This is a genomic window from Actinoplanes sp. NPDC049598, assembly GCF_040675435.1.
Classification (GTDB): domain Bacteria; phylum Actinomycetota; class Actinomycetes; order Mycobacteriales; family Micromonosporaceae; genus Actinoplanes.
The window spans coordinates 524533-549303 of sequence record NZ_JBFAOX010000002.1 but is presented as its reverse complement, the minus strand read 5'-3'; the positions used below and the strand labels follow the sequence as shown (position 1 = coordinate 549303).

At 71.4% G+C, this 24771-nt stretch carries 23 protein-coding genes; 10 read left to right on the top strand and 13 right to left on the bottom strand.

Translation table 11 applies throughout. The features are described from left to right. Positions 1-45 precede the first annotated feature (45 nt). Complete coding sequence (locus AB0J66_RS08480; protein WP_364657293.1) at positions 46-1134, bottom strand: MBL fold metallo-hydrolase; 1089 nt, start codon at positions 1132-1134, stop codon at positions 46-48. Between the two features lie 43 nt (positions 1135-1177). Further along, entirely contained in the window at positions 1178-1786 is a 609-nt protein-coding gene (locus tag AB0J66_RS08475; protein ID WP_364657290.1) for a TetR/AcrR family transcriptional regulator, read from the bottom strand. Positions 1787-1860: 74 nt separating this feature from the next. On the opposite strand from AB0J66_RS08475, the gene AB0J66_RS08470 reads away from it, so the two are divergent. The 3 genes from AB0J66_RS08470 (at position 1861) to AB0J66_RS08460 (ending at position 3303) form a co-directional block, all read left to right on the top strand. Continuing rightward, positions 1861-2325: a universal stress protein gene (locus AB0J66_RS08470; protein ID WP_364657287.1), complete on the top strand. Its 465-nt coding sequence runs from the start codon at positions 1861-1863 to the stop codon at positions 2323-2325. A 355-nt stretch (positions 2326-2680) separates the two neighbouring features. Continuing rightward, positions 2681-3112 carry a MarR family transcriptional regulator gene (locus tag AB0J66_RS08465; protein WP_364657285.1) on the top strand — a complete coding sequence of 144 codons (432 nt, stop codon included), beginning with the start codon at positions 2681-2683 and terminating at the stop codon, positions 3110-3112. 56 nt (positions 3113-3168) lie between these two features. Next, positions 3169-3303 carry a hypothetical protein gene (locus tag AB0J66_RS08460; protein WP_364657283.1) on the top strand — a complete coding sequence of 45 codons (135 nt, stop codon included), beginning with the start codon at positions 3169-3171 and terminating at the stop codon, positions 3301-3303. Positions 3304-3358: 55 nt separating this feature from the next. Here AB0J66_RS08460 and AB0J66_RS08455 read toward each other — a convergent pair whose 3' ends face one another. Further along, positions 3359-5002: an MFS transporter gene (locus tag AB0J66_RS08455; protein WP_364657280.1), complete on the bottom strand. Its 1644-nt coding sequence runs from the start codon at positions 5000-5002 to the stop codon at positions 3359-3361. After that, positions 4999-5478, bottom strand: coding sequence for a MarR family transcriptional regulator (locus AB0J66_RS08450; RefSeq protein ID WP_364657279.1), 480 nt, complete (start codon positions 5476-5478; stop codon positions 4999-5001). The genes AB0J66_RS08455 and AB0J66_RS08450 overlap by 4 nt, the downstream gene beginning before the upstream one ends. Before the next feature lie 143 nt (positions 5479-5621). Between AB0J66_RS08450 and AB0J66_RS08445 the strand changes: the two genes are divergently transcribed. Both AB0J66_RS08445 and AB0J66_RS08440 read left to right on the top strand, forming a co-directional pair. Continuing rightward, positions 5622-6563 carry a DUF1996 domain-containing protein gene (locus AB0J66_RS08445; RefSeq protein WP_364657276.1) on the top strand — a complete coding sequence of 314 codons (942 nt, stop codon included), beginning with the start codon at positions 5622-5624 and terminating at the stop codon, positions 6561-6563. Positions 6564-6612: 49 nt separating this feature from the next. Continuing rightward, a complete protein-coding gene (locus tag AB0J66_RS08440) occupies positions 6613-7338 on the top strand; it encodes a zf-HC2 domain-containing protein (RefSeq protein WP_364657274.1) in 726 nt (241 codons plus the stop codon). Positions 7339-7385: 47 nt separating this feature from the next. On the opposite strand, the gene AB0J66_RS08435 is transcribed toward AB0J66_RS08440, so the two are convergent. After that, a complete protein-coding gene (locus tag AB0J66_RS08435) occupies positions 7386-8858 on the bottom strand; it encodes an arabinofuranosidase catalytic domain-containing protein (protein WP_364657272.1) in 1473 nt (490 codons plus the stop codon). 242 nt (positions 8859-9100) lie between these two features. On the opposite strand from AB0J66_RS08435, the gene AB0J66_RS08430 reads away from it, so the two are divergent. Both AB0J66_RS08430 and AB0J66_RS08425 read left to right on the top strand, forming a co-directional pair. After that, positions 9101-9997: a M48 family metalloprotease gene (locus AB0J66_RS08430; protein ID WP_364657269.1), complete on the top strand. Its 897-nt coding sequence runs from the start codon at positions 9101-9103 to the stop codon at positions 9995-9997. After that, entirely contained in the window at positions 9994-10605 is a 612-nt protein-coding gene (locus tag AB0J66_RS08425; RefSeq protein ID WP_364657266.1) for a DUF2461 domain-containing protein, read from the top strand. The genes AB0J66_RS08430 and AB0J66_RS08425 overlap by 4 nt, the downstream gene beginning before the upstream one ends. Here the strand turns inward: AB0J66_RS08425 and AB0J66_RS08420 are convergent. From AB0J66_RS08420 to AB0J66_RS08410, 3 genes are all read right to left on the bottom strand, one after another. Next, positions 10602-11201 (bottom strand): NAD(P)H-dependent oxidoreductase, encoded by a 600-nt coding sequence (locus tag AB0J66_RS08420; protein WP_364657263.1) that lies wholly within the window; start codon positions 11199-11201, stop codon positions 10602-10604. The genes AB0J66_RS08425 and AB0J66_RS08420 overlap by 4 nt on opposite strands. A 36-nt stretch (positions 11202-11237) precedes the next feature. Next, positions 11238-12596, bottom strand: a complete 1359-nt coding sequence (locus tag AB0J66_RS08415; protein WP_364657261.1) for a gluconolaconase — start codon at positions 12594-12596, stop codon at positions 11238-11240. Between the two features lie 175 nt (positions 12597-12771). Further along, positions 12772-14085: a VanW family protein gene (locus AB0J66_RS08410; protein ID WP_364657259.1), complete on the bottom strand. Its 1314-nt coding sequence runs from the start codon at positions 14083-14085 to the stop codon at positions 12772-12774. 53 nt (positions 14086-14138) lie between these two features. Between AB0J66_RS08410 and AB0J66_RS08405 the strand changes: the two genes are divergently transcribed. Next, positions 14139-14288 (top strand): hypothetical protein, encoded by a 150-nt coding sequence (locus tag AB0J66_RS08405; protein WP_364657256.1) that lies wholly within the window; start codon positions 14139-14141, stop codon positions 14286-14288. Positions 14289-14302: 14 nt separating this feature from the next. Further along, on the top strand, positions 14303-15847 hold the full coding sequence (locus AB0J66_RS08400) for an alpha-amylase family glycosyl hydrolase (protein ID WP_364657253.1): 1545 nt from the start codon (positions 14303-14305) through the stop codon (positions 15845-15847). On the opposite strand, the gene AB0J66_RS08395 is transcribed toward AB0J66_RS08400, so the two are convergent. From AB0J66_RS08395 to AB0J66_RS08375, 5 genes are read right to left on the bottom strand one after another with little or no spacing between them, the layout of a single operon-like run. After that, positions 15840-17732, bottom strand: coding sequence for a hypothetical protein (locus tag AB0J66_RS08395; RefSeq protein ID WP_364657364.1), 1893 nt, complete (start codon positions 17730-17732; stop codon positions 15840-15842). The genes AB0J66_RS08400 and AB0J66_RS08395 overlap by 8 nt on opposite strands. A gap of 15 nt (positions 17733-17747) precedes the next feature. Continuing rightward, positions 17748-18491, bottom strand: a complete 744-nt coding sequence (locus AB0J66_RS08390) for an ATP-binding cassette domain-containing protein (RefSeq protein ID WP_364657251.1) — start codon at positions 18489-18491, stop codon at positions 17748-17750. Continuing rightward, entirely contained in the window at positions 18488-19468 is a 981-nt protein-coding gene (locus AB0J66_RS08385; protein ID WP_364657249.1) for an ABC transporter permease, read from the bottom strand. The genes AB0J66_RS08390 and AB0J66_RS08385 overlap by 4 nt, the downstream gene beginning before the upstream one ends. Next, positions 19461-20591: a sugar ABC transporter substrate-binding protein gene (locus AB0J66_RS08380; protein ID WP_364657247.1), complete on the bottom strand. Its 1131-nt coding sequence runs from the start codon at positions 20589-20591 to the stop codon at positions 19461-19463. Before AB0J66_RS08380 ends, AB0J66_RS08385 begins: the two co-directional genes overlap by 8 nt. A 53-nt stretch (positions 20592-20644) precedes the next feature. Continuing rightward, a complete protein-coding gene (locus AB0J66_RS08375; RefSeq protein WP_364657244.1) occupies positions 20645-21805 on the bottom strand; it encodes an aldose epimerase family protein in 1161 nt (386 codons plus the stop codon). 206 nt (positions 21806-22011) lie between these two features. On the opposite strand from AB0J66_RS08375, the gene AB0J66_RS08370 reads away from it, so the two are divergent. Further along, on the top strand, positions 22012-24741 hold the full coding sequence (locus tag AB0J66_RS08370) for a hypothetical protein (RefSeq protein ID WP_364657242.1): 2730 nt from the start codon (positions 22012-22014) through the stop codon (positions 24739-24741). Positions 24742-24771 lie beyond the last annotated feature (30 nt).

Sequence of the window (24771 nt, the reverse complement as noted above, 5' to 3'; positions counted from 1 at the left end):
GCGCCTGGTCATTGAGGCGCGCACCTTCATCGGCGGGGCGCGTCGTCAGCGAGACGCGAGGCTCCATGTCGTGGGTGGGCCGGGCGACGGGCGTACAGCCTGGGTCTGTGCCAGGTGGTGCAGGTGGGCGAGGGTCTCGGCGAGCGCCATCCGGCGCATCAGGCCGTGCAGGCTCGCCCACCCACGCGACCAGGTCAGCGCGGCGGCGATGTCCCACGCCGTGGGCGCCGTCAGCTCGGCGATGACGCGCAGAATCTCGTGGTTGCGGTCGCCGTGGTGGCGGACGAGGGCGGCCGCCCGCCCGTCGATGCCGCGGAACCGGTACTCGTGGGCGGGCAGCGCCTCCTCGGCCGCGAACTTGCCGGTCTGCTCCAGCGATTCCAGGTAGGCGGTCAGCGGGTCACCCTCGTTACCGGGGTGGATGCCGACCGTCGGGCTGATCCGCGGCAGCAGGTGGTCACCGGTCAGCAGCACGCCGGCGTTCGCGTCGTGCAGGCACAGATGCCCGGGCGTGTGCCCCGGCGTCCACACGGCGCGGACCTCGTGGCGGGCCAGCGGCAGCAGATCGCCGTCCTCGACGGCCCGGTCCGGCTCGGCCATGGCCAGCAGACCGCTCATCCGGTCGGCCGCCATGGCCACGGCCGCCAGCTCGTCCTCGGGCACACCGTTGCCCCGCAGCCAGTCCCGGTCCTGCTCCGGCCGCCGGTCGCTCCACAGCCGGCTCGGCAGCGCCCGGGCCTCGGCCGGGTGCATGCCGATCCAGGCCCCGCTCTGCTCCCGCACCCATCCGCTCAACCCATGATGATCAGGATGTACGTGGGTGAGCACGATCCCGGCCACTCGCTGCGTGGCCGCACCCGCCACCGCCAGACCGCCGGCCAGCGCGGCCCGGCCGGCGGGGGAGTCCCAGCCCGGATCGACCAGCAGGACACCGCCGTCGTCCAGGAACGCGTAACTGATGGTGTAGCGCAGCGGGTTGTGCGGGATCGGCACCGGGATCGACCACACGTCGGGCCGCACCTGCTCGACCGGCGGCAGCACCCGCTCCTGCCACGCCCGCCACTGAGCCTGCCCCGTGACTTCTGCCGCGCCGGCTCCCGCGCTCGCCCGGCCCCGGGGTGTCTTGTGGTTCACGCGCCGGCTCCCGCGCTGGTCCGGTCCTGGGGTGTCTTGTCGGTCACGCGCCGGCTCCCGCGGTGACGGAGTGGACGAGGAAGTCGACGAGCTTGCGCGCGTGCGTGGTGGTGTTGCGGGCCAGGGCGGCCCGCTTCTCCGGCGGGGTGGTCAGCGCGTGCATCATGGCCCCGCCCATCAACGTGTTGAGCAGCAACGTCACCGAGGCCGTGGCCGGCAGCTCGCCCCGGTCGATGCCGCGGCGCACGATCGCGCGGGCGGCCAGGATCTGGGCCGTACGCGTCGCCTGGTAGTGCTCGGCGATGCCCGGGATCGCGCCCGCCTCCAGGGAGAGCCGCATCGCGGCCCGGCTGCCCGGCCCCGAGTAGAGGTCGAGCATCTGCGTGGCCAGCTCGACCAGGTCGCCGTGCAGGGTGCCGGTGTCGACGTCGCTGACCCGCGGCAGACCCTCGGTGAGCGCGTCGGCCAGCAGCGCCTCCTTGTTGCTCCACCGCAGATAGAGCGAGGCCTTGCCGACCCCGGCCCGCCGCGCGACCACCTCCATCGCGAACCCGGCCCATCCGGCGTCGCCGAACACGTCCAGGGCGGCCCGGGCGATCCGGCGATCGACCTCCGGGTCGCGGGGCCGCCCCGGTGACGGCGTCGCGCTCATCGGCCCCTCCCTTCCATTGCTGAACGGTTACCGTCACGTTACCCTTGGCGGTAAGTGAACGGAAGGCGTTCAGTATGGGCGGCGAGCGAGTGTCCGAGTTCCACGCCGACAGCCCCGGGGCGATCCTGGTCGGCATCGACGGTTCGACGTCGTCGCTGCGGGCCGCGGCCTACGCGGCCGGCCTGGCCCGCCGGCAACGCTGCCGGCTGGTCGCCGTCTACGTCCGCAAGGCCCCCGCCGCCATGGTCCCGCTGGCCGACGACAGCGGCGCCGCCGCCGTCACCGCCATCGCGGCCCAGGACGAGATCGAACGCGAGCTCCGCGCGGCCTTCCTGGCCCAGGCCCCGCAGCTGGGCATCGAGGCGCGCCTGGTGATCCGCACCGGCGAGCCCTTCAGCGAGCTCATCGAGGCCGCCCGCGAGGCCCGCGCCGACGCCGTCATCGTCGGCCGCTCGGCCAAGCTCCTGCACCGCATCGCCGGCTCCCTGGCCGTGAAACTGGTCCGCTGCGGCCGCTGGCCGGTCACCGTCGTCCCCTGACCGCCCCGCACGGTCAGTCGGGCTCGGCCGGGCGCACGGACGGCACGTCGTTGCGGGTGAGGCTTCGCGGGCGGACGCCACGTCGGCGAAGGCGAGGCTTCGCGGGCGGACGGCACGTCGGCGAAGGCGAGGCCTCGTGGGCGGCCGCGCCTCCGGCCACCACGACGATCGTGCCGTCGCCGGTGCGAACCAGCGTCCCGCCGGCGATCGCACCCGGCCTGGTCCTGATCCTGTCCGCGCCCATGATCCGCGCTCCGGCCGGCGGGTGCTGTCGTCTCTCAGGCGGTAGGCTGCCTGTTCACCGGTGCTCCTGGCCGTGATCTCCCGCGCTGGACCCGGTGTGCATAATGAGATTATGGAACACGTCAGTCGCGGAGCGCAGTTGCTGCCGGTGCTCGGTCAGCTGGTGCGCTTCCTGCGCCAGCTCGAAGGACCGGACAACCCCAGCCCGGTGGCGCTCTCGGTGCTGCGGCGGCTCGGCCGCGAGGGCCCGATCCGGCTGACCGATCTCGCCCGCCTGGAGCGCGCCTCCCAGCCCGGCATGACCCAGCTGGTCGGCCGCATGGAGAAGGCCGGCCAGCTCAAACGCCTCCCCGACCCGACCGACGGCCGCGGCGTCCTCGTCGAGACCACGGCCGCCGGCCGCGCCCTCGTCGAGCGCACCCACGCCCACTACGAGGCGACCCTCGACAAGCTGTTCGACGGTCTCGACCCGGACGACAAGGCCGCCATCGTGGGGGCCCTCCCCGCCCTGACCCGCCTGGCCGAGGCCGCCCACCAGGGCTGACCCTTGCCGCCCAGCCGCGCTGCGGCGAGCCTCAGCCGTCATCAGGCCGCGCCGGCATGGCGGACGGGCTGACCGTGTCCGACCTGGGTCAGGTGCCGAGGCTCGCCGGGATGGGGGTCACCTACCTGCCCGTGGTCTGGCTCGTGACGGCCGGCTACACGGGTGTGCGCCGCCGGGATGTCGGCTACTGACAGAGAACGGACCCGGAGGGGTGGGCCTCCGGGTCCGCCGGGTGATGCGCTGAGCTCAGCTGCGGGCCGGGGTGTCCTTGTCGGTGCGGTTGAGGTCGATGCCCGCGCCGTCGGCGGCGTCGGCGGCCACGGCGGCGGCCTTCAGCTCGTCGGGGAGGTCGATGCTGGTGCGGAGCATGACCGGGCGGAGCAGGATCGCCGCGATGATGCCGACCACGCCGATGACGGCCGAGATCAGGAAGATGTGGCCGGTGGCGTCGCCGTAGGCGGCCCGCACGATGTGCACGATCGGGTCGGGCAGGGCGGCCAGGTTGAGGCTGCTGCTGCCGTCGCCGCTGCCCGAGGCGGGGATGCCGGCCGCGGTCAGGCCCTGGGTGATCTGGTCGGCGACGCGGCGGGCCAGCACCGCGCCCAGCACCGAGACGCCGATCGTGCCGCCCAGGGAGCGGAAGAACGCGACGGTCGAGCTGGCGGCGCCGATGTCCTTGAGCGAGACGCTGTTCTGCACCGCGAGGACCAGGTTCTGCATGCTCATGCCGACGCCCGCGCCGATCAGGAACATGCCGGCGCCCATGTACCACAACGGGGTCTCGTGGTCGATCGGCGACAGCACCGCGAAGCCGCCGACCAGCAGGATCGCCCCGGCCACGATGTACGGCTTGATCTTGCCGCTGGCCGTGATCAGGCGGCCGCTGATGATGGAGGTGACGAGCACGCCGGCCATCAGCGGGATGGTCAGCAGGCCGGCCTCGGTCGGGCTGTAGCCGCGGCCGATCTGGAAGTACTGGCCGAGGAAGACGGCGCCGCCGAACATGGCCATGCCGACCGCGAGGCTCGCGATGATGGCCAGCGCGGTGTTGCGCTCGCGGATGATCGGCAGGGGCACGATCGGCTCGGCCGCCTTGGACTCCACGAACACGGCCAGGCCGAGCAGGACGATCGTGCCGCCGACCATGGCGTACGTCGGCCAGGAGAGCCAGGCGAACGAGCTGTCGACGAACGAGATCCAGATGAGCAGCAGGCTGACCCCGGCCGCGATGAGCGTCGCGCCCAGGTAGTCGATCTTCACATTGGCCCGCCGGATCACCGGCAGGTTGAGCGTCAGCTGCAGCAGGATCAGCGCGATGACCGCGACCGGCACGCCGATGAAGAAGCACCAGCGCCAGCCCAGCCACGACGTGTCGACGATGAGGCCGCCCAGCAACGGGCCGCCGACCGTAGCCAGGGCCATCACGCCACCGAGGTAGCCGTTGTAGCGGCCGCGCTCGCGGGGCGGGATCATCGCCGCGATCGCCACCTGCACGAGGGCCTGCAGGCCGCCGACGCCGATGCCCTGGAAGGCGCGGGCGCCGATCAGCGCCCCGGCCGACTGGCTGAAGCCGGCCACCACCGAGCCGACCACGAAGATCACGATGGAGAGCTGGATTAGCAGTTTCTTGCTGAACAGGTCGGCCAGCTTGCCCCAGATGGGCGTGGTCGCGGTGGCCGTGAGCAGGGTGGCCGTGACCACCCAGGTGTACTGGGTCTGCGACCCGTTGAGCGAGCCGATGATCTTCGGCAGCGCGGTGGAGACGACGGTGCTGCTGAGCATCGCGACGAACAGCACCAGCAGCAGGCCGCTCAGGGCCTCGAGGGTCTGCCGGTGGTTCATCGGCTCGGCGGCGCCCGTGGTCGCCGGTTGGGGTGGAGCAGTGGTCATGCCGCGGCCTCCGTGCGGTCTTGCGTGGTTGGAGCAGTGGTTGAAGCTGAGGAAAGCGCTGAGGTGAAGCGGGCGAGTCCGGCGCTGAACGCCTCGATCTCCGCGGGTGTCCAGTCCGCCAGGGCCTGTCCGATCGAGCCGAGGTACCACTGCAGGGCCTCGGCCATCGCCTGCCGCCCCTTCTCGGTGGTGACCAGCACGCTGGCCCGGCCGTCGTGCGGGTCGGGCTCGCGCACGACCAGCCCGTCGGTGACGAGCGTGGCCACGGCCCGGCTGATCGTGGACGGGTCGAGCGACGTCCGGATGGCCAACTCGCGCGCGTGGCAGCCGGTCCCGGTGCGGTCGATCTGGCCGAGCAGCCCGACCAGCCCGGCCGGGATCGCCGGCCGTTCCGCCGAGCGCTGCTGCTTGAGCAGCCGGATGACCTTGAGCAGGTCTTGCAGGCGGTCGCCGATCACCTGCGTCGCGCCGTCCATGGCCCTGTGCCTTTCCTGAAGATTCGATGAGTGCTGCAGACAAGTTTCCTCAATGTATGCCCAATGCGCAAGTTTTCTCATCGAGAAATTTCGTGGCCGGACAGTGACCATGGCGGCGCGCTGCGTACCGTAGAGGGATGTCGATGGGACGACCTTGGCTCGCGGTCGAGGCCGCGCTGGCGGTGGTCGTTCTGAGCGCGTCGGTCACGTTCCTGGGGGTACGCGACGACGACCGCGACTTCTACACGTCCATGTCGGACGCCGCACCCGTGCCGGCGGCCGCGCAGCCGGTCGACGGCGCCTCCACCGGCTCGTACGTCTGGGATTGTGGCCGCAACCAGATCGGCCACCGCAACACCGGCAACCCGGTCGTCACGCCCGGCGTCCCCGGTCCGGCCCACCACGAGCACGACTTCGTCGGCAACCGTGCGGTGCAGCCCGGGTCCAGCGTGGACGACCTGCCCGGGCAGCCCACCACCTGTACGAACGGGGACGAGTCGACATACTACTGGCCCGTCCTGCGGCTCGGCGGCACCGAGCAGCACCACGGCCCGGCGCTGGCGCCGACGTCGCTGACCATGACCTATCGCGGCAACCCGCGCGGACCGGTCGTCGCCATGCCGCGCCTGCTCGTGGTGGCCGTGGGCGACGCGTACGCGTACAGCGACGGTGGCGCCCAGGCCCGGGCCGCCTGGTCTTGCTCGAACACCCCGGACAAGACGACCATGAAGTACCCCATGTGTGACGACGGCGCCGAGGTGGTACGGATCTTCGACTTCCCGAGCTGCTGGGACGGGCGCCAGCTGGACAGCCCCAACCACCGGCAGCAGATGAGCTTCCCGGCCGCCGGCGGGGGCTGCGCGGCCGGCACCTTCGCCGTGCCGCACCTGGAGATCTCCATGACGTACGCCGTGCCGGCCGGCGCCCGTTACCGGATCGACGCGTTCGACGGGCAGCGCTACAGCCCGCTCACCGACCACGGCTTCATGGTCAACCTCATGCCCGACCCCCTGATGAAAAGAGTGGTGACCTGCCTCAACAGCGGACGCGCGTGCGACGACACCGCCGGCGCGAGATCAGGATGAACCGCCGGCGTACCCACGTCGTGTCTACAGCGGTGAGGGAGGTGAAACCATGAGGCCCTGGTCGGAGACCGAGCCGTCCGGCGAGCACGTCGATCTGGCCGGCTACCTGGTCGAGACGCTGAGCCCGGAGCAGCGCCGGGAAGTCGAGGAGCACCTCGCGGGGTGTGCGCAGTGCCGCGACGAGGTCGAGTCGTTGCGCAGCTGGCAGGCCGCCCTGGGAGCGGTGCCCGAGGAGATGCTGATGGAGGGGCCGCCCGACGGCGGTGACCTCCTGCTGCAGCGCACGCTGCGGCAGGTTCGTCAGGAGTCGTCCGGGCGGCGCCGGAGATCCACGGCGCTGCTCGCCTCGGCCGCCGCGGTCGTCGCGGTCGCGGTGATCGGGGGCGGGGTGATCGCCGGCCGGCTCACGGCTCCGGAGGCCCCCGTCGCGCAACCGCCGATCCCTTCCGTGCTGCCCACCGACGTTCCCGGGACGCGGACCGGGACGGCGGTCGACGCCGCCACCGGCGCCCGGATCACCGCGGCGGTGGCCCCCGCGCCGGGCTGGGTGCGGGTCACCGCGGCCGTCTCCGGCATCCCGGCCGGGGAGAAGTGCATCCTCGAGGTGGTGGGCAAGGACGGTTATGCCGTGCAGGCCGGCAGCTGGATGGTGTCACCGGCCGGTGAGACCGGCGGCACCACCCTCAACGGCAGCGCGCTGATCGCCCCGGCCGACGTGGCGTCGGTCCGGGTCGTCAACACGGCCGGCAAGCAGTTCACCAGCGTCGACGTCTGACGCGCCGTGGGCGGGCCGGCGACCCGCCCACGGCAACCCGGCGATCGTTACGGCGCTATCGACCAGAGCTGACAGGTGTTGTTCAGCCACATCCAGAGCTGGGCCTTCGTGCCGTTGGCGGTGCCGCAGTTCTGGTCGTCCAGGACCATGCCGCTGTTCTCGACGACCAGCTCGTAACGGCCGTTGCCGGCCGGGATGACGGCCCACTGCTGACAGGTGTTGCCGAGCGACTGCCACAGGTTGACCGCCGTGCCGAGCGCGAGCCCGCAGTTCACGGCGTCGAGCACCTTGCCGCTGTTGACGTTCGTGATGGTCCATTTGTTGGCGCCGACGCTGGTGAAGCGCCATTGCTGACATGTGTTGCCCAGCGACTGCCACACCTGGACGCCGGTGCCGTTGGCCGTGCCGCAGTCGACCGCGTCGAGCACCTTGCCCGCGGCCAGGTTGGTCAGGCGGTAGGTGGCGCCGTCGACCGGGAACGTGACGCTCTTGCCGTAGCCGACCGCCACGATGTTGGCCTGCACCGAGTTCTCGGTCGCGTCCGACGGGTAGCCGCTGGTCATCACGCCCTCGAAGAACGAGCCGACCGAGCCGTTGCTGTTGTCGCCGCCGATGCCCAGGATGATCGCGCCCTGCTTGGTCATCGGCCGGTAGCCCGACTGGGTCGGGAGCGCCCCGTTGTACTGGGTCCTCAGGCCGCCCGACTGAGCGTTGCCGTCCTTGATGGCGTACGTCGACGTGCCGTTGTTCTTCAACACGGCCGTCACGAAGGCGCTGTTGCGGCCGGTGTTGGCCGTCCACGAGCCGTTGCCCCCGGCGAACAGGCCGTTCTCCAGGTCGGCGGCGACCCGCGGGCCGGCCGAGCAGGGCGAGAACCAGCACAGGTTCCCGAAGTAGATGGCGTCCATGTCGCCGTTGCCGGTGTCCATGTTGTTGGTCTCGGCGTTGCCGTAGTCGAAGCAGCAGCGGTCGTTGACGTGCGTGCCCTCGGTGACCATGTACATGCCCTCGGGCGCGCTGCCGGTGGCGATGCCGTTGGTCGCGTTGTTGCGGTAGCCGTTGCCGGCCGAGATGTAGACGCCGTAGACCTTGTGCCCACCGGCCGTGACCGGCAGCGCGGCCGCGTTGGCGCCCTGGTCGGCGGTGGGGTTGGCCCCGCCGCCGGGCGCGATGGTCAGGTCGTTGTGCCGCGACGTCTGGTCGTAGATCCGCACGATCGTGCAATAGGTGCCGGAGCAGAACGAGTCCTGCGCGGCGGCGTTGGCATAGCCGCCGGCGCTGAGCACCCCGATGTTCGAGGTGGCGCCGTCGGACCAGCGACGGACCTGATAGAGCGACCCGCCGTACGCGCCGAACAGCGCCCGCGTCGTGCTGTGGGCGGCGACGCACGGGGTGCCGCCGCCGGCGTAGATGTCGCACGGCCCGGTCCCGGCCGCGCTCGCCGCACCACCCCCGGCGACCAGCCCCGCCGCTACCAGCCCGGCCGCGGCGACCGCCCGCCACAGTGACCGTAAACGCATGATGACCCTCTCTCGCTGTACGCGCGAAGCAGCCACCGCTGCCTGGGGAGTCACGCGGGTGTGAACGTTAACAACGGTTTACGCCATCAATTCACACATGTCAATGGACACTGGTCAGCCGGAACACCGGCCAGCCGATCGCGAACTCCCCGATGGGCAGACCGTGTCGCACCGCACCGCGATGCCATGGTGGTCCCGGGGCCGAGGGCTAGAGTCGGGTCAGTCTGTGGAGGGGGAGAAGCATGCTGGATCACTTCCTCTGGTCCGTTGTCGTGGTGCCGCCGCTGGTGGTCCTGGCCGTGCGGTGGCTGGCCGACCGGCTCGCCCCGGCCGCCGCGGCCCGGGCGGTGGCCTGGTCGGCGCTGGCGGTGGCCGCGGCCAGCACCTTCAACCTGGTGCTGTTCGCGCTGCACGCGGTGGCCGAGATCCCGGTGGTGGGCGGCCTCCTCGGCTGGTCGACCCGGGTGGTCTACGAGGACACCGAGCGGGTGCCGTTCGTGCCCTGGCTGAGCATCGCCCTGCTCGCGTACGCGGTGGTCGCCCTGGCCTGGCGGCTGCGGCGGCACCGGCGGGTGCTGGCGGCGATCCCGGCCGGCGGTGCCGGGCTGCTCATGGTCGACGACGAAGAAGCGCGGGCGTTCGCGGTGCCCGGGCAACCGGGGCGGGTCGTGGTCACGACCGGCATGCGCGAGGCGCTCACCGAGCGTCAGTTCGAGGCGCTGCTCGCGCACGAGAACGCGCACCTGACCGAGCGCCACCACCGGCTGGCCCGCGCGGCCGACCTCGCGGTGGCGGCCCACCCGGCCCTGTGGTGGGTCGGGCGTCACGTGGACTACCTGATCGAGCGGGCGGCCGACGAGCGGGCCGCGGCCGAGCTGGGCAGCCGCACCCTCGTGGCCCGCGCGATCGGCGCCGCCGCGCTGGCCGGGACGGCCCCGCGCACCCCGGCCCACCTGCACGCGGCCGCGGCCGGCGGGGTGATCCCGCGACGGGTGGCCCGGCTCCTGCAACCCGGCGCCGCCCGCACGCCCCGTATCCTCTACGCCGTGCCGATCGCCCTCGCCCTCGCCTCGATCGTCTGGACCGGCGAGGCCACCCTCGACCTGGTCGAGCTGTTCGTCAGCGCGGCCCGCTCATGAGCTTCCGCGGCTGGCCCAGCGAGGCGCTCGAGTTCTACGAGGGGCTCGGCGCCGACAACTCGAAGACGTACTGGACCGCCCACCTCGAGTTCTACGAGCAGCAGGTGCGCGGGCCCATGCGGGAGCTGCTGGACGAGCTCGAGCCGGAGTTCGGGCCCGGCAAGATCTTCCGGCCGTACCGGGACGTGCGGTTCAGCAAGGACAAGACCCCGTACAAGACGCATCTCGGGGCGTGGCTCGAGTTCGGCGGCTACATCCAGCTGTCGGCCGACGGGCTCGCGGCCGGCTCGGGCATCTACCACATGGAGCCCGAGCAGCTCGACCGCTACCGCCGGGCCGTCGACAACGACCTGACCGGCGGCGACCTCGCGAAACTCATCGCCGACGGCACGGTCGACGTCGTCGGGCACGACAGCCTCAAGACGGCGCCCCGCGGCTACCCCAAGGACCACCCGCGGATCGAGCTGCTGCGCCACAAGGGGCTCTCCACCTGGAAGGACTGGGCGCCGGCGCCCTGGCTGGGCACGGCCGCGGCCAAGAAGCGCGTCGTCGACTTCTTCCGCGCGAGCGAGCCGATCCGCGCCTGGCTCGACGGCAACGTGCGCTAAGAAGCGGGGTACGGGTTGTCGGTCAGCAGCCGGGCGACGTGCGCCAGGTTCGCCGCGAGCTTCTTCGTGGTGGCGCCGGTCGTGTCCGGTTTCGGGCCGGCGTCCTTGTAGTCGACCGACCCCATCGCCTCACCCACCCAGTAGGTGGCCCCACCGGCCGGGATGGTGAAACCGACGTCGTTGAGCGCCTGCTGCACCTCGGCCGTCACATGGTGGGCGCCGTCCTCGTTGCCGACGATGGCCACGGCCGCCACCTTCCCGTACATCGACGGCCGCCCCTGATCGTCGGTCTCGGAGATCTCCGCGTCCAGCCGCTCCAGCACCATCTTGGCCACGCTGGACGGCTGACCCATCCAGATCGGCGTGGCGATGACCAGGATCTCGGAGTCGAGGAGCTTCCGCCGTACGCCCGGCCAGCCGTCACCGTCGCCCTCGTCGGTCGTCACCCCGAACTTGACGCCCAGGTCCACGACGCGCAGGATCTCGCCTTCGACGTCGTGATCGGCCAGGGCGGCCAGCACCTCGCGGCCCAGCAACTCGCTGCTCGACTCGGTGTCGGACGACTTCAGGGAACAGCCCAGGACCAAAGCACGCATGGGGCCCGAAGTGCCCTGAGGCGCCGGCCGCAAACGTCAGGACATGGTCACCCGGTAGATCGCGCCGGCGTAGTCGTCACTGACGTACAGCGCCTTGTCCGGACCCACGACGGCCGCGACCGGCCGGCCCCAGCGCGACCCGTCCCCGGCCTGGAAGCCGGTCAGGATCGTCTGCTGCGGGCCGAGCGTGCCGTCGCGCCAGGCGAAGAACGACACCTCGGGCGCACGCGGCGGCTGCCGGTTCCACGAGCCGTGGATGCCGACCAGGGCGCCGGCGCCGAGCGCGCCGGCGTCGCCGAAGGCCAGGCCCAGGGGAGCGGAGTGGGCGCCCATACCCTGCTCGACCGGCGGGAGCTTCGAGCAGTCGAGCTTGCTGCCGTCGCGGTTCATCTCGTAGTCACGGACGAAGGGACGGTCGGTGTAGTTGTTCGTCTTCAGGTCCGGGTCGGGATTGCAGTAGGGCCAGCCCAGCTCGCGGCCCTGGGTGAGCTTGGCCAGGGGCTCCAGCGGGTGGTCATTGACGTACGACGTGATGACCTTGCCCTGGTCGTCGCCCTCGTACGGATACGCGATGTTGTCGCGGTTGTTGACGGCCGTCCAGACCGAGCCGTCGGGGGCGATCGCCAGGCCGGTGCCGTTGCGGACACCGCTGGCGAAAGTCGTGGGCTTTCCGCCGCCGGGCGGGACGCGGAGAATCGCGGCGCGTGCGGGGCTGGCGTCGCGGTCCTCGGCGGAGACGTTGCCGGTGGAGCCGATCGAGATGTAGACGGCGCCGTCCCGGCCGACAGCGACCGACTTGAGGGCGTGGGCGTAGGCGCCGCCGAGATCCGGGCTCTTGGCGTCGGGGAGGCCGTCGGCGACGGTCTTCCGGCCGGTGGCGCGGCCGTCGGCGTACGTGTAGGTGCTGACCTTGTCGCTCTCGGCGACGTAAAGCGTGGCGCCCTGGAAGGCCAGGCCGTGCGGTTGGTTGAGGCCCTTGAGCAGGGTGGTCTGGGTGCCCTGGCGCACGGAGAGGACGTCGCCGAACTTGGGCCGGGAGACGAGCAGCTTGCCGTCGGGCGTCCAGGCGAGGAGGCGGGCGCTGGGGATGCGGGCGTAGACGCTGACCTTCCAGCCCGTGGGGGCTTGGAGCTGACGGGGCTGGTCGAAGGGCGCTTGGCCGTTGCCGCCGCTGACCAGGGTCGCCGCCAGGGTGACGTTCGCCGTGGTCGTGCTGCCGGCCGGGCCGTTCCCGGCGGGCCCACTTGCCGCCGACCCGCTTGCCGCCGACCCGCCCGCCTGGTCCGAATTCGAATTTGTCGGATTTGCTCCGGACGAAGCGGGCTCGTTGGAGCTGCAGGCGGCCAGGGAAAGGACGAGGCCTCCGGCCACTACCGCGCGCGCGATGGTCTTCACCGGTGCATTTGTACCCACTCGCGCCGCGGTCAGTCCAGGCCGCGAGGTGGAGGTGGGGGTCGCGGTGGGTTGGGCCGCGGGTGGAGGTGGGTGCGGCGGGTTGCGGCCGCAGGGTGGGGATGAGGTGTGGCGGTGGAGCGCGGGGGTCAGGGCCGTGGGCGGGGTCGAGGTTGCATCAGTCCAGGCCCTGGTAGGTCCAGCTGATGGTGTTGGTGCCGGTGACCTCGCCAGCGTCGGTGATGGTGCGCTTGACGGAGACGCGGAAGCCGCCGGTGTCGCCGCGGGGCTGGCGGGGGCCGGTGACCGACGAGACCGTGCGGTCGCCGGTGTGGCCGTAGATGCCGACCGTGACCGAGGTGTCGGTGGTGCGGGCACGGATGACGAAGGGCGCGTCGGTGTCGTTCTTGATGACGTTGTCGATGGAGCGCCAGTCCAGGGTCGCCTCGCGGCCGGGGGGATAGCGGCTGATGTAGAGCGAGTGCGGCTGGTGCTTCTCGATGTCGAGCCCGGCGAACCAGGCCGCGTTGAACAGCGTGGTCGAGAACTGCGAGACGCCACCGCCGAGCTGGTCCTCCAGCTCGCCGTCGACGATCGCGGGGGCCGCCACGAAGCCGTTGGCCTTGGTCCGCTCGCCGGCCGCGTCGTTGAGCGAGAACGTCCCGCCCGCCGGCACCACCGTGTTGTCGATCAGCTCGGCGATCCGGTGGATGTTGGTCACCCGGGGCGCGCAGCACGGGTGGTACGTGGTGAAGGTGCCGATGAGCTGGTCGACCCCGGCCAGCTTGGGGTTCGCCTGGCCCGGCTTCAGCGTCGTCACGGAGAGCCTCAGCGACGTGCCCCCGTCACGGACGGTGTCGGCGAGCCTCGTCACGGCGTCGCTCGTGTCCACCCCGCGACCGGGCGTGCCCTTGTCGACGGTCACCCCCTTGGCCGAGGCCGTGTACGACAGGTCGCCCTTGCCGTCGATCACCGTCGGCGGCGGCGCCAACTTGACCGACGCGTTACGGGCGGCCTGGTTGAACGGCTTCACCTTGGCGTCGAGGGCGCTCTTGGCCGCGCTCTCGTCGACCGTGATCACCGGTGTCACGTCATGCCGCGACCTGGATCCGGGCAGTCGCAGACGGGTCATCTCGACGTCCCGTACGGTCGCCTCGACGTCAAGCTTGATGCCGGCCTCGCCCGGATTGACGGCGAACTTGTCGTCGCCGGCCTCGACGGTGACGGGCCGCTCGACCTTCTGCCGCACAGTGGTGTCGAGCGTCTTCCTCAGCTCGGCCTCGTCGAGACCGCCGACCGCGACCCCCGCCACGTACGTCTCGGCCGCCACCTCCCCAGCCGGCCGGACAAAAGCGACACCAAGCCCGATAGCGATCACGACCAGCCCGGCCACCACCCCGAGCACCCACCACCAGTGTCGCCGGGGCCGGCGCGGAGGCACCGCCGCCGACCCGGTCCAGCGCTGATCCTCGGGCACCACGGGCACAGTCATAAGTCGATCATGACTTGAAGGATCAAGCATCGGCATCGGTAGAACGACTGCCCGTGACGCGCGCCGCACCGTACAGTGCGGCCCCACCTGTCCCACGGGCCTCGCTGGTGTCGGCCAACCCGGCCCGCATGTCCGATGTGGAAGGCTCGGCGCAGCTCGACACCGGGGTGTCGCCCTTCGGGGGCGTCGCCCCCAAGCCCTGACATAGCCTGGCGGGATGCGCGAGAACTGGCTGGCCGACGCCGTCCTGTACGAGATCTACCCGCAGTCGTTCGCCGACTCGAACGGCGACGGCGTCGGCGACCTGCGCGGGGTGATCGAGCGGCTCGACCACATCGCGTCGCTCGGCGTGGACGCGATCTGGTTCAACCCGTGCTTCGCGTCCCCGTTCGTCGACGCCGGCTACGACGTGTCCGACTATCTCCGGATCGCGCCCCGCTACGGCACCAACGACGACATGATCGAGCTGGTCGCCGCCGCCCGGGCCCGGGGCATCCGCGTGCTCCTCGACCTGGTCGCGGGGCACACGTCGATCGAGCACCCGTGGTTCCAGCGCGAGCTGACCGCCGACGGGCCCGACCCGGAGGGCGACCGCTACTACTGGCGTACGGACCCGCCGGCCGAGGGCTGGGCGGTGGACATTCCCGGCACCCCGGCCTGGGTGCCGTCGCCCGGCCCGCGCCCCGGCTGGTATCTGAAGAACTTCTACGACGAGCAGCCGGCCCTCAACTTCGGCTGGGTGTCCGACCTGACCGAGCCCGGCGCCCTTCGTAATCGCCGCGCGCTGCGGGACATCATCGACTTCTGGCTCTCGAAAGGCGTGTCCGGCTTCCGGGTCGACATGGCGTTCTCCTTGGTCAAGGACTACCACCTGACCGAGGGGGTGGCCGCGTCGACCGAGATCTGGCGCGAGATCCGGGACTGGATGGCCGAGGCCTATCCGGACGCCGTTCTCATCCCGGAGGGCACGGAACCGCGTACGGGCCGGAAGTTGGCCTTTGACGCCGACTTCGCCCTGGTCATCAAGGAGGCCCACGCCAGCCTGTTCGACAATCACGCGGCCGGCATCCTGCCGTTCCAGGCCCCGCGCGATCCGTTCTTCGACGCCGAGGGCAAAGGGAGCACGCAGACCTTCCTGGCCGCGTGGAACGAGATGCGGGCGGTCGATCCCGAGCGCCCGATCATCATGAGCACGGCCGACCACGATTTCGACCGGCTCTGCTGCGGCCCCCGCACCGCGGAGCAATTGGGCGCCGCCCTGACCTTCCTTTTCACCTGGGGCAACGTCCCGTGTCTCTATTACGGCGACGAGATCGGCATGCGTTATCTGCCCGGCATGCCCAATGTGGAGGGCGCCGTCTGCAACCCCCTCTACAACCGCGCCGGCTGCCGCACCCCCATGCAATGGGACGACACCCCGAACGCGGGTTTCTCCACCGCCGACCCGTCACGGCTGTACCTGCCGGTCGACCCTGATCCGAATCGGCCAACCGTCGCCCAGCAGAACGACACCCTGGCCCTGGTCCGGCAGCTCATCGCCCTGCGCAAACAGACGCCGGCCCTGCGCTCCCGCGTCACCGCCGAGATCCTCAACGACACCTACCCCCTGGCGTACGTCCGCGGCGGCACCCACCTCGTCGTCGTGAACCCGCGCCGCGACCCGGCCGCCTTCACCCTGCCCCCGGCCGAACTCCTGTTGGGCCGGGGAGTCGGGGCCGACCGGGTCGACGGCTTCGGCTACGGCATCTTCCGGCTCATCTGACCCGCGGCCGCTCGGCGAGGTACTCCTGCAGGGTCAGGTGCCGGAACTGGTAGACGGCGCCGACCTTGCGGAGCACGCCCCGGCGGTACGCGTCCTCCAGAAAGGTCATCAGCCGCACGGGAAGCCGCCGGCGCAGACTGTGGCGCAGGCAGTACCGGAGATAGGCCGGCCAGCGCGAGTAGCTCGAGAACCAGAGATGCAGGAAGGTCGTCACCCCGGCCGTGATCAGTCCGAAGGTGACGGCCGCGCGGGCACCGGCCGCCGCACCGTCCGTGACCCCGAAGACGAGGCCGCTGAGCGTGGCGGCCACGGCGCCCGGTCCGGTCACGGCCCACAACGTGACCAGCCGATCGGCTCGCAGCGAGGCCGGCGGATCGGTGATCTCGTCGTCGGAGACGGGCGCGCGGAAGCCGAGCAGGGACGCGTAGGTCAGACCGAGGAAGAAGCCCACGACCGTACCCTGCGCGACGACCTCTTTCAGAGAGCCGACCGGTTCGCCCGAGAGCAGCCGCACGACCGGCAGGACGATCGGGGTGAGCACGGTGGACATCACGATCGGCAGGAAGAACGCCGGCGGCTGGAAAGCCAGCCGGGTCGGCCGGGGCGGTGGATCGAGCACGGTGGCCATGAGGCTCCGCGATCGCTCGGGCGGCTTCGGCCGGTCCAGCAGCCACCAGGCGATGTCGGTCGTGCCGCGGGCTTTCAGCATCCGGGCGAGATGCCCGAGCCACCGCTCGGCTCGCGACCCGTCGCCGTAGACCGCGGGCAGGAAACCCGCGAGCAGGTGCGTGACCAGCTCCTCGGACGAGGGGAAACGCAGGAGCTCCCGCGGGTCGGCCGGCGGGGCGGTGTAGGCCGTCCGGGCCAGGAAGACCATCAGGGGCGTCGACAACGTCGTGGCCAGCGGCCCGTCCGGCTCGGATCGCAGACGCTGGACGACGGGGTCCCACCGTCGCTCGCCGTCGATCTGGCCCGCCGGCAGGTAGCGGATGATATGGGGGACGGCCACGGGCTCGAGCTCGATGACGGCGGCGCTGGCCAGCGGCGTGCCGACGACGGCGATCACTTCGGCGTACTCCTCGGCCCGGCAGGTCACGACGACCGGCCGGTCACCGATGGCCGCGGTGAGCTCCTCGACGGCCCGCGCCCGTAGCTCGGCCGGGATCTCGTCGAGTCCGTCCAGCACGGGCAGGATTTGTCCGCCGGCCACGAGCTCACCCGCGAGATCACCGAGGAACGGATACTCCGCCCGGAGCCCCTGGACCAGCCACTCGCCGAAATCGTGCCGCGGAAGCCAGCCCGCCAGGGGCAGCAGCACCGGGACGGGTTCGCCGGACGGCCGGTCGCGGGCCAGGTCGCGGACCAGCAGCACGGCCAGCGACGTCTTGCCGGCGCCCGGAGCGCCGATGACCACCAGCTGCCGGCGGGGGAGCCGCCGGAAGGCGGCGGCCGCGCCCCGGACGTCGCCGTTGAACTTGAGACGGGTGACGCGCCCGGCCGGCGAGGGCACCACCTCGCCCGGCGCCGGCCCGACCGGCCGGTCGGTGCTGCGCCAGCGCACTTCAAGCGGATCGGGCCGGAACAGCCCACGGGCCGCACCCTCCCGGCTCCACTGGCGCTCGACGGCCCGGGCCAGCTGGTCGGTGAGCTCGGCCGGCGACGGCCCGGGGCGGGCGCGTTCCTGCCGTACGGCGATCACCAGGGAGGCCAGGCTCACGGGCAGCCCGAGCAGGGCGGTGGTGCCGCCGACCATGCTCGCCACCTGGTCGCCGACCTCCAGGGTGGACCCCGAGCGGGTCACGACGAGCGCCAGGGCGCCCAGGACGGTGAGGGCGAGACCGCCGCCGGCGAACCACCAGACGTGGCGGCCCCACCAACTCAGCATCCCGCCATCTTGCCCTCAGGTACTGCGGCGGCGGTACTCGGCCACGACGAGGTCGGTCAATTCCTCCAGGGAGGTGTCGGTGGCGCGTTTGTCGAAGGTGATGCGGCCGTGCTGGAGGAGGTTGACGCGGTCGCAGACGTCGAGGACCTGGGCGTAGTTGTGGGCGATGATGATGACCGAGACCGTGCCCCGGCGCTTGAGGTCGCGGATCACGTCGAGGATCAGCATGCCCTCCTTGGCCCCCATCGCGGCCAGGGGCTCGTCCAGCAGCAGGACGCGGGCGTCGGAGTAGACGGAGCGGGCCACGGCGATGGCCTGACGCTGGCCGCCGGAGAGCTTGGCCACCTCCACGGTCACGTCGGGGAGGTTCACGCCCATGTCCCTGAGGTGCTCGGCGGCCCGGCGGCGCATGATCCGGTTGCTCAGCAGCGGCCAGCGGATGATCTCCCGGTTGAGGAACATGTTGTGGTAGACCGACAGCTCGTTGATCAGGGCCAGGTCTTGATAAACGGTGTCGATGCCCAGCGAGCGGGCGTGATCGACGCTCTTGAAGGTGACGGCGGTCCCGTCGACCAGGATCTCGCCGGCGTCGGGGCGGTGATAGCCGCACAGGATCTTGATCAGAGTGGACTTGCCGGCCCCGTTGTCGCCGATCAGGCCGAGCACCTCGCCCGGGTCGACGTGCAGATTGACGTCGCGCAGGGCGGTCAGGGCGCCGAACCGCTTGGCGATTCCGGTGACTTCCAGCGATGCGGTCATGTTCGGCCCGCTCTCCGCAGCCGGGACAGGTACTGGTTGGCGATCATCGAGGCCAGGATGGCCAGGCCGAGGATCAGGTAGATGGTGTTGGCGCTGTAGCCGATCAGGTTGAAGCCGTTCTGCAGCTCGGCCAGGACCAGGGCGCCGAGGAACGCGCCGGCGACCGTGCCCGAGCCGCCGGCCAGGGCGGTGCCACCGATGACGGCGGCCGAGATGGCGTAGAAGGTCAGCGTGGTGCCGCCGCCGATGTTGGGGTCGATCGTGTTGATCCGGGCCGCCTCCATGATGCCGACCAGGCCGCCGAGCGCGCTGGTGATCATGAAGTTACCGATCTTGATGCGGGAGGCGCGGATGCCGGCCTCGGTCGCGCCGACCGGGTTGCCGCCGACCGAGATCGTGTGCAGGCCCCAGCGGGTCCGGGTGAGGACCACGTGGAAGATCGCCACGATGAGGACGGCCCAGGTGATCGACGCCCATGAGCCGGCCCCGATCCAGGTCTGGAACCGGCCTTGCATAGATTCCGGGATCGGTACGGGGTACGCGTGTGAGGTGATCAGAAGCAGTCCCTGGACCGCGAAGAACGTCCCCAGCGTGACCACGAACGACGGCACGTGCAGTTGCGTGACGATCAGGCCGTTGACGAGCCCGATGACCGCCGCCAGCAGCAGCGCGATCACGAAGGCGAGCAACGCCGGCACCTGGTGGAAGTCGATCGCGAAATGCAGCAGGAACGGCGCGAACGCGGCCACGATGCCCACCGACAGGTCGATCTCCCCGCTGACCAGCAGCAGGACGATGCCCACGGCGACGATCGCGGTCGGCGCCGTGGCCTGGGCGATGTTGACCAGGTTGTCGCGGGTGAGGAAGACGTCGCTGGCCGCCCGGAAGTACACCATCAACCCCAGGGCGACCAGCAGCACGCTCGCCTCACGCCGGCGCAGGAAGGCGTCGGTGAAGGCCGATAGGGCTCTACGCATGCGCGATCGGCCCGGTGCGCGGCACGAGAACCTTGTCGGTCGTCGATCCCTCGTACCGCGACTTCGTGGTCTGGTAGGGCCCGACGTTGTCCTTGGTCACGAAAAGCAGGCCGGTGTTGGTCTCGCTCGGCGCCATCAGCCCGCCCGAGAGCTTGAAGAAATACAGGTACAACACCGGGAGGAAGCCCTGGAGGTACGGCTGCTGGTCGATCGTGTAATCGAGGCTGCCCTCCGCGATCCCGGTCAGGGTCTCCGGGATCAGGTCGAAGCCGCCGGCCACCTTGAGCGACTTCGAGCGCATGTTGTACTTCTTCGCGACCTGTCCGACGGCCGACGTGGAACCCGCGTCCACGGCCAGCATGCCGCTCAGGTCGGCGTGTCCCACCGCGTACGCGTCGATGATGGAAAGGCCCTTGGTGACATCGGCGTTGGTCGCCACCGCGGTGAAGGTGATCGCCTTTCCGGAGTCCTTGAAGGCCTGCTGCGCGCCGTCGATGCGCGGCTGGATGTTCAGCGCGCCGGGCGTCGCGATGAACGCCGCCACGTCGCCCGAGTCGACCGTCTGCAGCGCCCGCTGCCCGAGCGAATAGCCCGATTCGTAAAGACCCTGGCCGATGTACGCCAGACGGTTCGTGCCCGGGTCGCCGCGGGCCCCGTCGGCGTTGTACGACACGACCGGAATGCCGGCGTCGAGGGCCTGGTCGACCGGCGCCTTGAACGCGTCCTTGTCGACGACGGCCACCGCCAGCCCGTCGACCTTGGCGCTGATCGCGGTGTTGGTCGCGTTGACCATCTCGGCCACGATCGAGTTCTGCGACCCGGTCCACTGCGGCTTCTCCAGACCGAGGAGCACGGCCGCGTCCTCCATCCCGTACTGCGTCGGGGTGAAGAACGGATTGGTGGTCACGTGATTGACGAAGGTGAACTTCCATTTGGGGGTCTCGGGGAAGTTCCCGATCGCCCCGGCCGCGGCCGCCTTGTCGTCGCTGCACGCGCTGAGCAGCGCCCCGGCGGCGAGCGAGGCGCCGAACAACCCGGAGCCGGTCAGCAGCCGGCGGCGCGTCGTGGCCGGGAGGCGCAGGGTCTCGACGGCCTCCTCGACCTTCGGATGGATCTTGGACATGTCAGCCTCCAGGGGCCATGCCCGAGGCGTCGGGCACGGCCCGGGTAAAAGACCTATCGAGTGGTGCCGAATTGGTAGACCGTGGTCGACCTGAGGACCCGGCCGGGGCGCAGGACGGTCGACGGGAAGTTCGCGTGGTTGGGCGAGTCGGGGAAGTGCTGGGTCTCCAGCGCGAGCCCGTCACCCTGGCGGTACGCGCGGCCGCTCGTCCCGTAGAGCGTGCCGTCGAGGAAGTTGCCGCCGTAGAACTGGATGCCCGGCTCGGTCGTGGCGACCGTCAGCGTGCGGCCGCTCGCGGCGTCGGTGACCCGGGCCGCGGTCTCCAGCTCGCGGTACGAGGTGTCGCGCCGGTCGAGGACCCAGTTGTGGTCGTATCCGCGCCCGTACACGATCTGCTGGAAGTCGCTCCGGTTGCGGGCGCCGATCGCGGTCGCCTTGCGGAAGTCCATCGGCGTGCCGGCGACCGTGTCGAGCTTGCCGGTCGGGATCAGCGTCGAGTCCACCGGCGTGTACCGCGACGCGTTGAGCTGCAGCTTGTGGTCATCGATGGTGCCGGTGCCCTCGCCACCGAGGTTCCAGTACGCGTGGTTGGTCAGGTTGACGACCGTCGCCTTGTCCGTGGTGGCCTGGTAGTCGATCCGGATGCCCCGGTCGCGGGTGATCGTGTACGTGACCGTGGTGCGCAGCGTGCCCGGGTAGTTCTCCTCGCCGTCCGGGCTCACGTAGGTCAGCCGCAGCCCGTTGGACACCGGGGTGGCGCCCCAGACGCGCTTGTCGAAGCCGATGTCGCCCCCGTGCAGGCTGTTCGGATCGTTGTTGACGGCCAGCTGATACGTCTTGCCGTCCAGGGTGAACTTCCCCTGGGCGATCCGGTTGCCGTATCGGCCGATCAGGGCGCCGAAGTAGGCCGGGTTCTTCGTGGTCACGTACTGGTCGAGGGTCTTGAAGCCGAGGGTGACGTTGGTCAGCCGGCCGTGCCGGTCCGGCGTCTCCACGGACTGCAGGATCCCCCCGTACGTCAGGATCTTGACCCGGAACTTGCCGTTGACCAGGGTGTAGCGGTCGACGGCCTGCCCTCCGACGCTGCCGAAAGGCTCCTTGCTGATGGAGAACTTGCTGCCCGCCTCCGACGCGGAGGCCCCGGCCAGGCCGAGGCCGGCGCCGAGCAGCAGCGCTGCCCCGGCGCGGACGAGCGTTTTGACGGTGGCTGTCATGGTGCCTCGTTCCTTCGGGCGTGACGCCACGCCGCCACGGGCGTGGCGGTGCGAAGCCTTTGCCGATGCCGAGGACGGCCGGCCATCGGCCCAGACAGGGCCGGCTCGGGGACCGAGCGCGGCCCGGGATACGAGTACGCTGCGGACCGTAAGCAGGTGAAAAGATCGACACCAATCGTCCGATCGGCCGAATGGTTAACGTGCACATGGATCGTTTGACGGGGGCGGCCCTCCTCGGTGGGCTGAGACAACGGGCGTGGTCGGTTCTGATCACGGCCGCCTTTCTCGTGCTCGGCGCGGCGGGCGCGGCCGGGCCCATGTTCGCCGAGGCCTCCGACAACGCCGCCTTCCAGGTCGGGCGGGACGCGGTGCCGGCCACCGCCCGGCAGGCCGACGCCGCCGTCGTGCGCATGTCGGCCCCGGTCGGCCGGGCCAGCGCCGACCATCAGCGGGTGGTCGACGACCTGCGCCGCATCCCGCATCTCACCCCACCCGACCTGACCGGCGGCTCGATCGGGGCCGAGCTGATCGCCCCCACGTTCTGGGGCTCCAAGGTCTACCTGGGCTCGAAATTCGAGCGGGCCCGGCTCTTCGCCGTCAGCTCACCCGCGGCCGAGCTCCAGGGCCGGGCCGCCGGCACGGGCGGGGTGTGGATCCCGGAGCCGGTGGCGTCGGCGCTGGGGGCCAAGGCCGGCGACACGATCACCATCCGGATCACGGTGGGTACGGCCGCGCGAACCCGCAGCGCGACGGCCAAGGTGGACGGCGTCTACGCGGTCGACGCCGGGGGCCGGCTGCCGGCCGGGCCGGCCTGGACGCTGCGTACCGGCGACACCCCACCCGACACCGAGTACGAGACTCTGCCGTCGTACCTGCTGATCGGCGACGTCGCCACGATCGAGAAGCTGGCGCTGGCCCTGGACGACGAGATCTTCTGGTCGGTCGAGGCGGCCCTGGAGCCGGGCGTGACCCTGGCCGAGGCCCAGCACACCGCCGACGAGGTGGAGTTCATGCGCCGCGGCTACGCGAGCGGGCTCGAGTTCGACCGCGACAGCCCGCGCAGCATGCGCTTCGCCAGCGGCATCGCCCAGATCGCGGCCAACGCCCGGGTCACCTCGGCTGTCGTCGAGCAGCGCATCCGCCCGGTCGAATGGGCCGCGGTCGCCGTCGGCCTGGCCTCGGTGCTGGCGGTCGGCCTGCTCAGCGCCCGACGCCGGGACCGGGAGATCCGCCACACGGTCGCCGTCGGCATCGCCCCGGCCCGGCTCGGCGGCCTCTGGCTGCTCGAACACCTGCTGCCCGCGATCATCGGGGCCGCGCTCGGCTGGGTCGTGGCCTGGCAGCTGGTCGTACGGTTCGGCCCGCCGGGCGACCTGGGCTCGTCCCTGGCCCCGGCCGGCTCGTCCGCGGCGGCCGCCGGTCTGGCCGGTCTCGTGACCGTGTCGCTCGTCGGCGCGGCGGCCGCGTCCCGGCGCGTACGGCCGGCGCCGCCCGTGACCGTCCGCCGCAAGCTGCCGTGGACCACGATGCTGGTGCTCGTCGCGCTGACCGCGGCCGGTGGCCTGGCCGGCGCCGGGGGAGCGGCCGGCGGCGTCGACCTGCTGGTCCCGTTGCTCGTGCTGATCGCCGTCGGCGGCCTCGCCGGCTGGCTGCCCGGCCTGCTCGCCGGTGGCGCCGGCCTGCCCCGGTCACCCGCGCGCGGCGTGCTCTGGCTGGCCCGGCGCCGCCTGGGCGAGACCGGGGCCGAACGCCGCATCGCCGTCCTGGTCATGACCGCCGGCCTCGGCATGCTGCTGTTCGCCCTGGCCGCCGTCGACTCCACCCAGGTCGCGGCGGACGACCGGGTCGCCGTGGCGGCCGGCGCCGAGGCTGTCGCCACCCTCGAGGGCTCGTGGGAGATCGACCCGACGGCCACCCCCGTACCGAAGGAAGATCCCACCAAGCCGGTGCCGGAGGGCCCCGTCCCCGGCGTGCACTCGCCGTCGCTCCCACCCGGCAGCACCGTCGTCTGGCGCACCGACGTCGACACCCCGACCGACTCCACCCAGAAGGACCTGCTGATCATCGACCCGGCCCGCTTCGACGCCGTGGCCCTGTGGGGCACCGGACCCGACCTGGCCGCCGCCCGTGCCGCCCTGGCCACGCTGGCCGCCGCCCCGGCCGACGACTTCGGCCGCCCGCGCGCCCTCGCGATCGGCGACCCGGCCACCGACCACATCGACTCGATCCGCATCAACATCGGCTTCGCCGTCTCCGACCTCACGATCGCCGCCCGCGCGCCCGCCTTCCCCGGCATGCAGGGCCGCCCCATGTACGTGGTGGCCCACGACCCGATCCTCGGCAGCCTCGGCATCGACGACCCCCGGCTGAAGCCCCGGGGGAGCGCCCCGAACGCGCTGTTCGCCCAGACCTTCCTGTACGCGGTCGACACCGACCACATCCAGCAGGTGACCGCCCCCGTGAACGTCACGCCGTCGCGCATCGACGGTGCGGCCAAGCTCCGGCAGGACGCCGCTTATGTGGCCACCGGCCGGGCCCGCGGTTATCAACTGGCCGTGGCCGGTTACCTGGCGTTGCTGGCCGTCCTCACGCTCTGCATCTATGCGCAGCGCACGGCCACGCTGCGTCGCCCCACGGACCTCATGTTGGCCCGCATCGGGCTCGGCCCCGCCCGCGTACGGCGTGCCCGGGCCCTGGAGTTCCTGCTTTTGACCCTCGTCGCCTTCGCGGCGGCCGTGGCCGGCGTCTTCCTGCTGGTCCCGCTGGGCGCCCGCCTGCTCGACGACCAGCCCGCCCTGCTGCCCCGCTTCGCCTTCCAGATCCCGGCGCCGGCCTTCCTCATCGCCGCCGTCGCCGCCGCCGTGGCCTGCCTCCTAGCCATCGCCATCGGCAGCACCCGCTCCTCCGCCGAGGAGGCCGCCTACCGTGACGACTGACTTCACCCCGGCCGCACGGGTCCGCGCCGC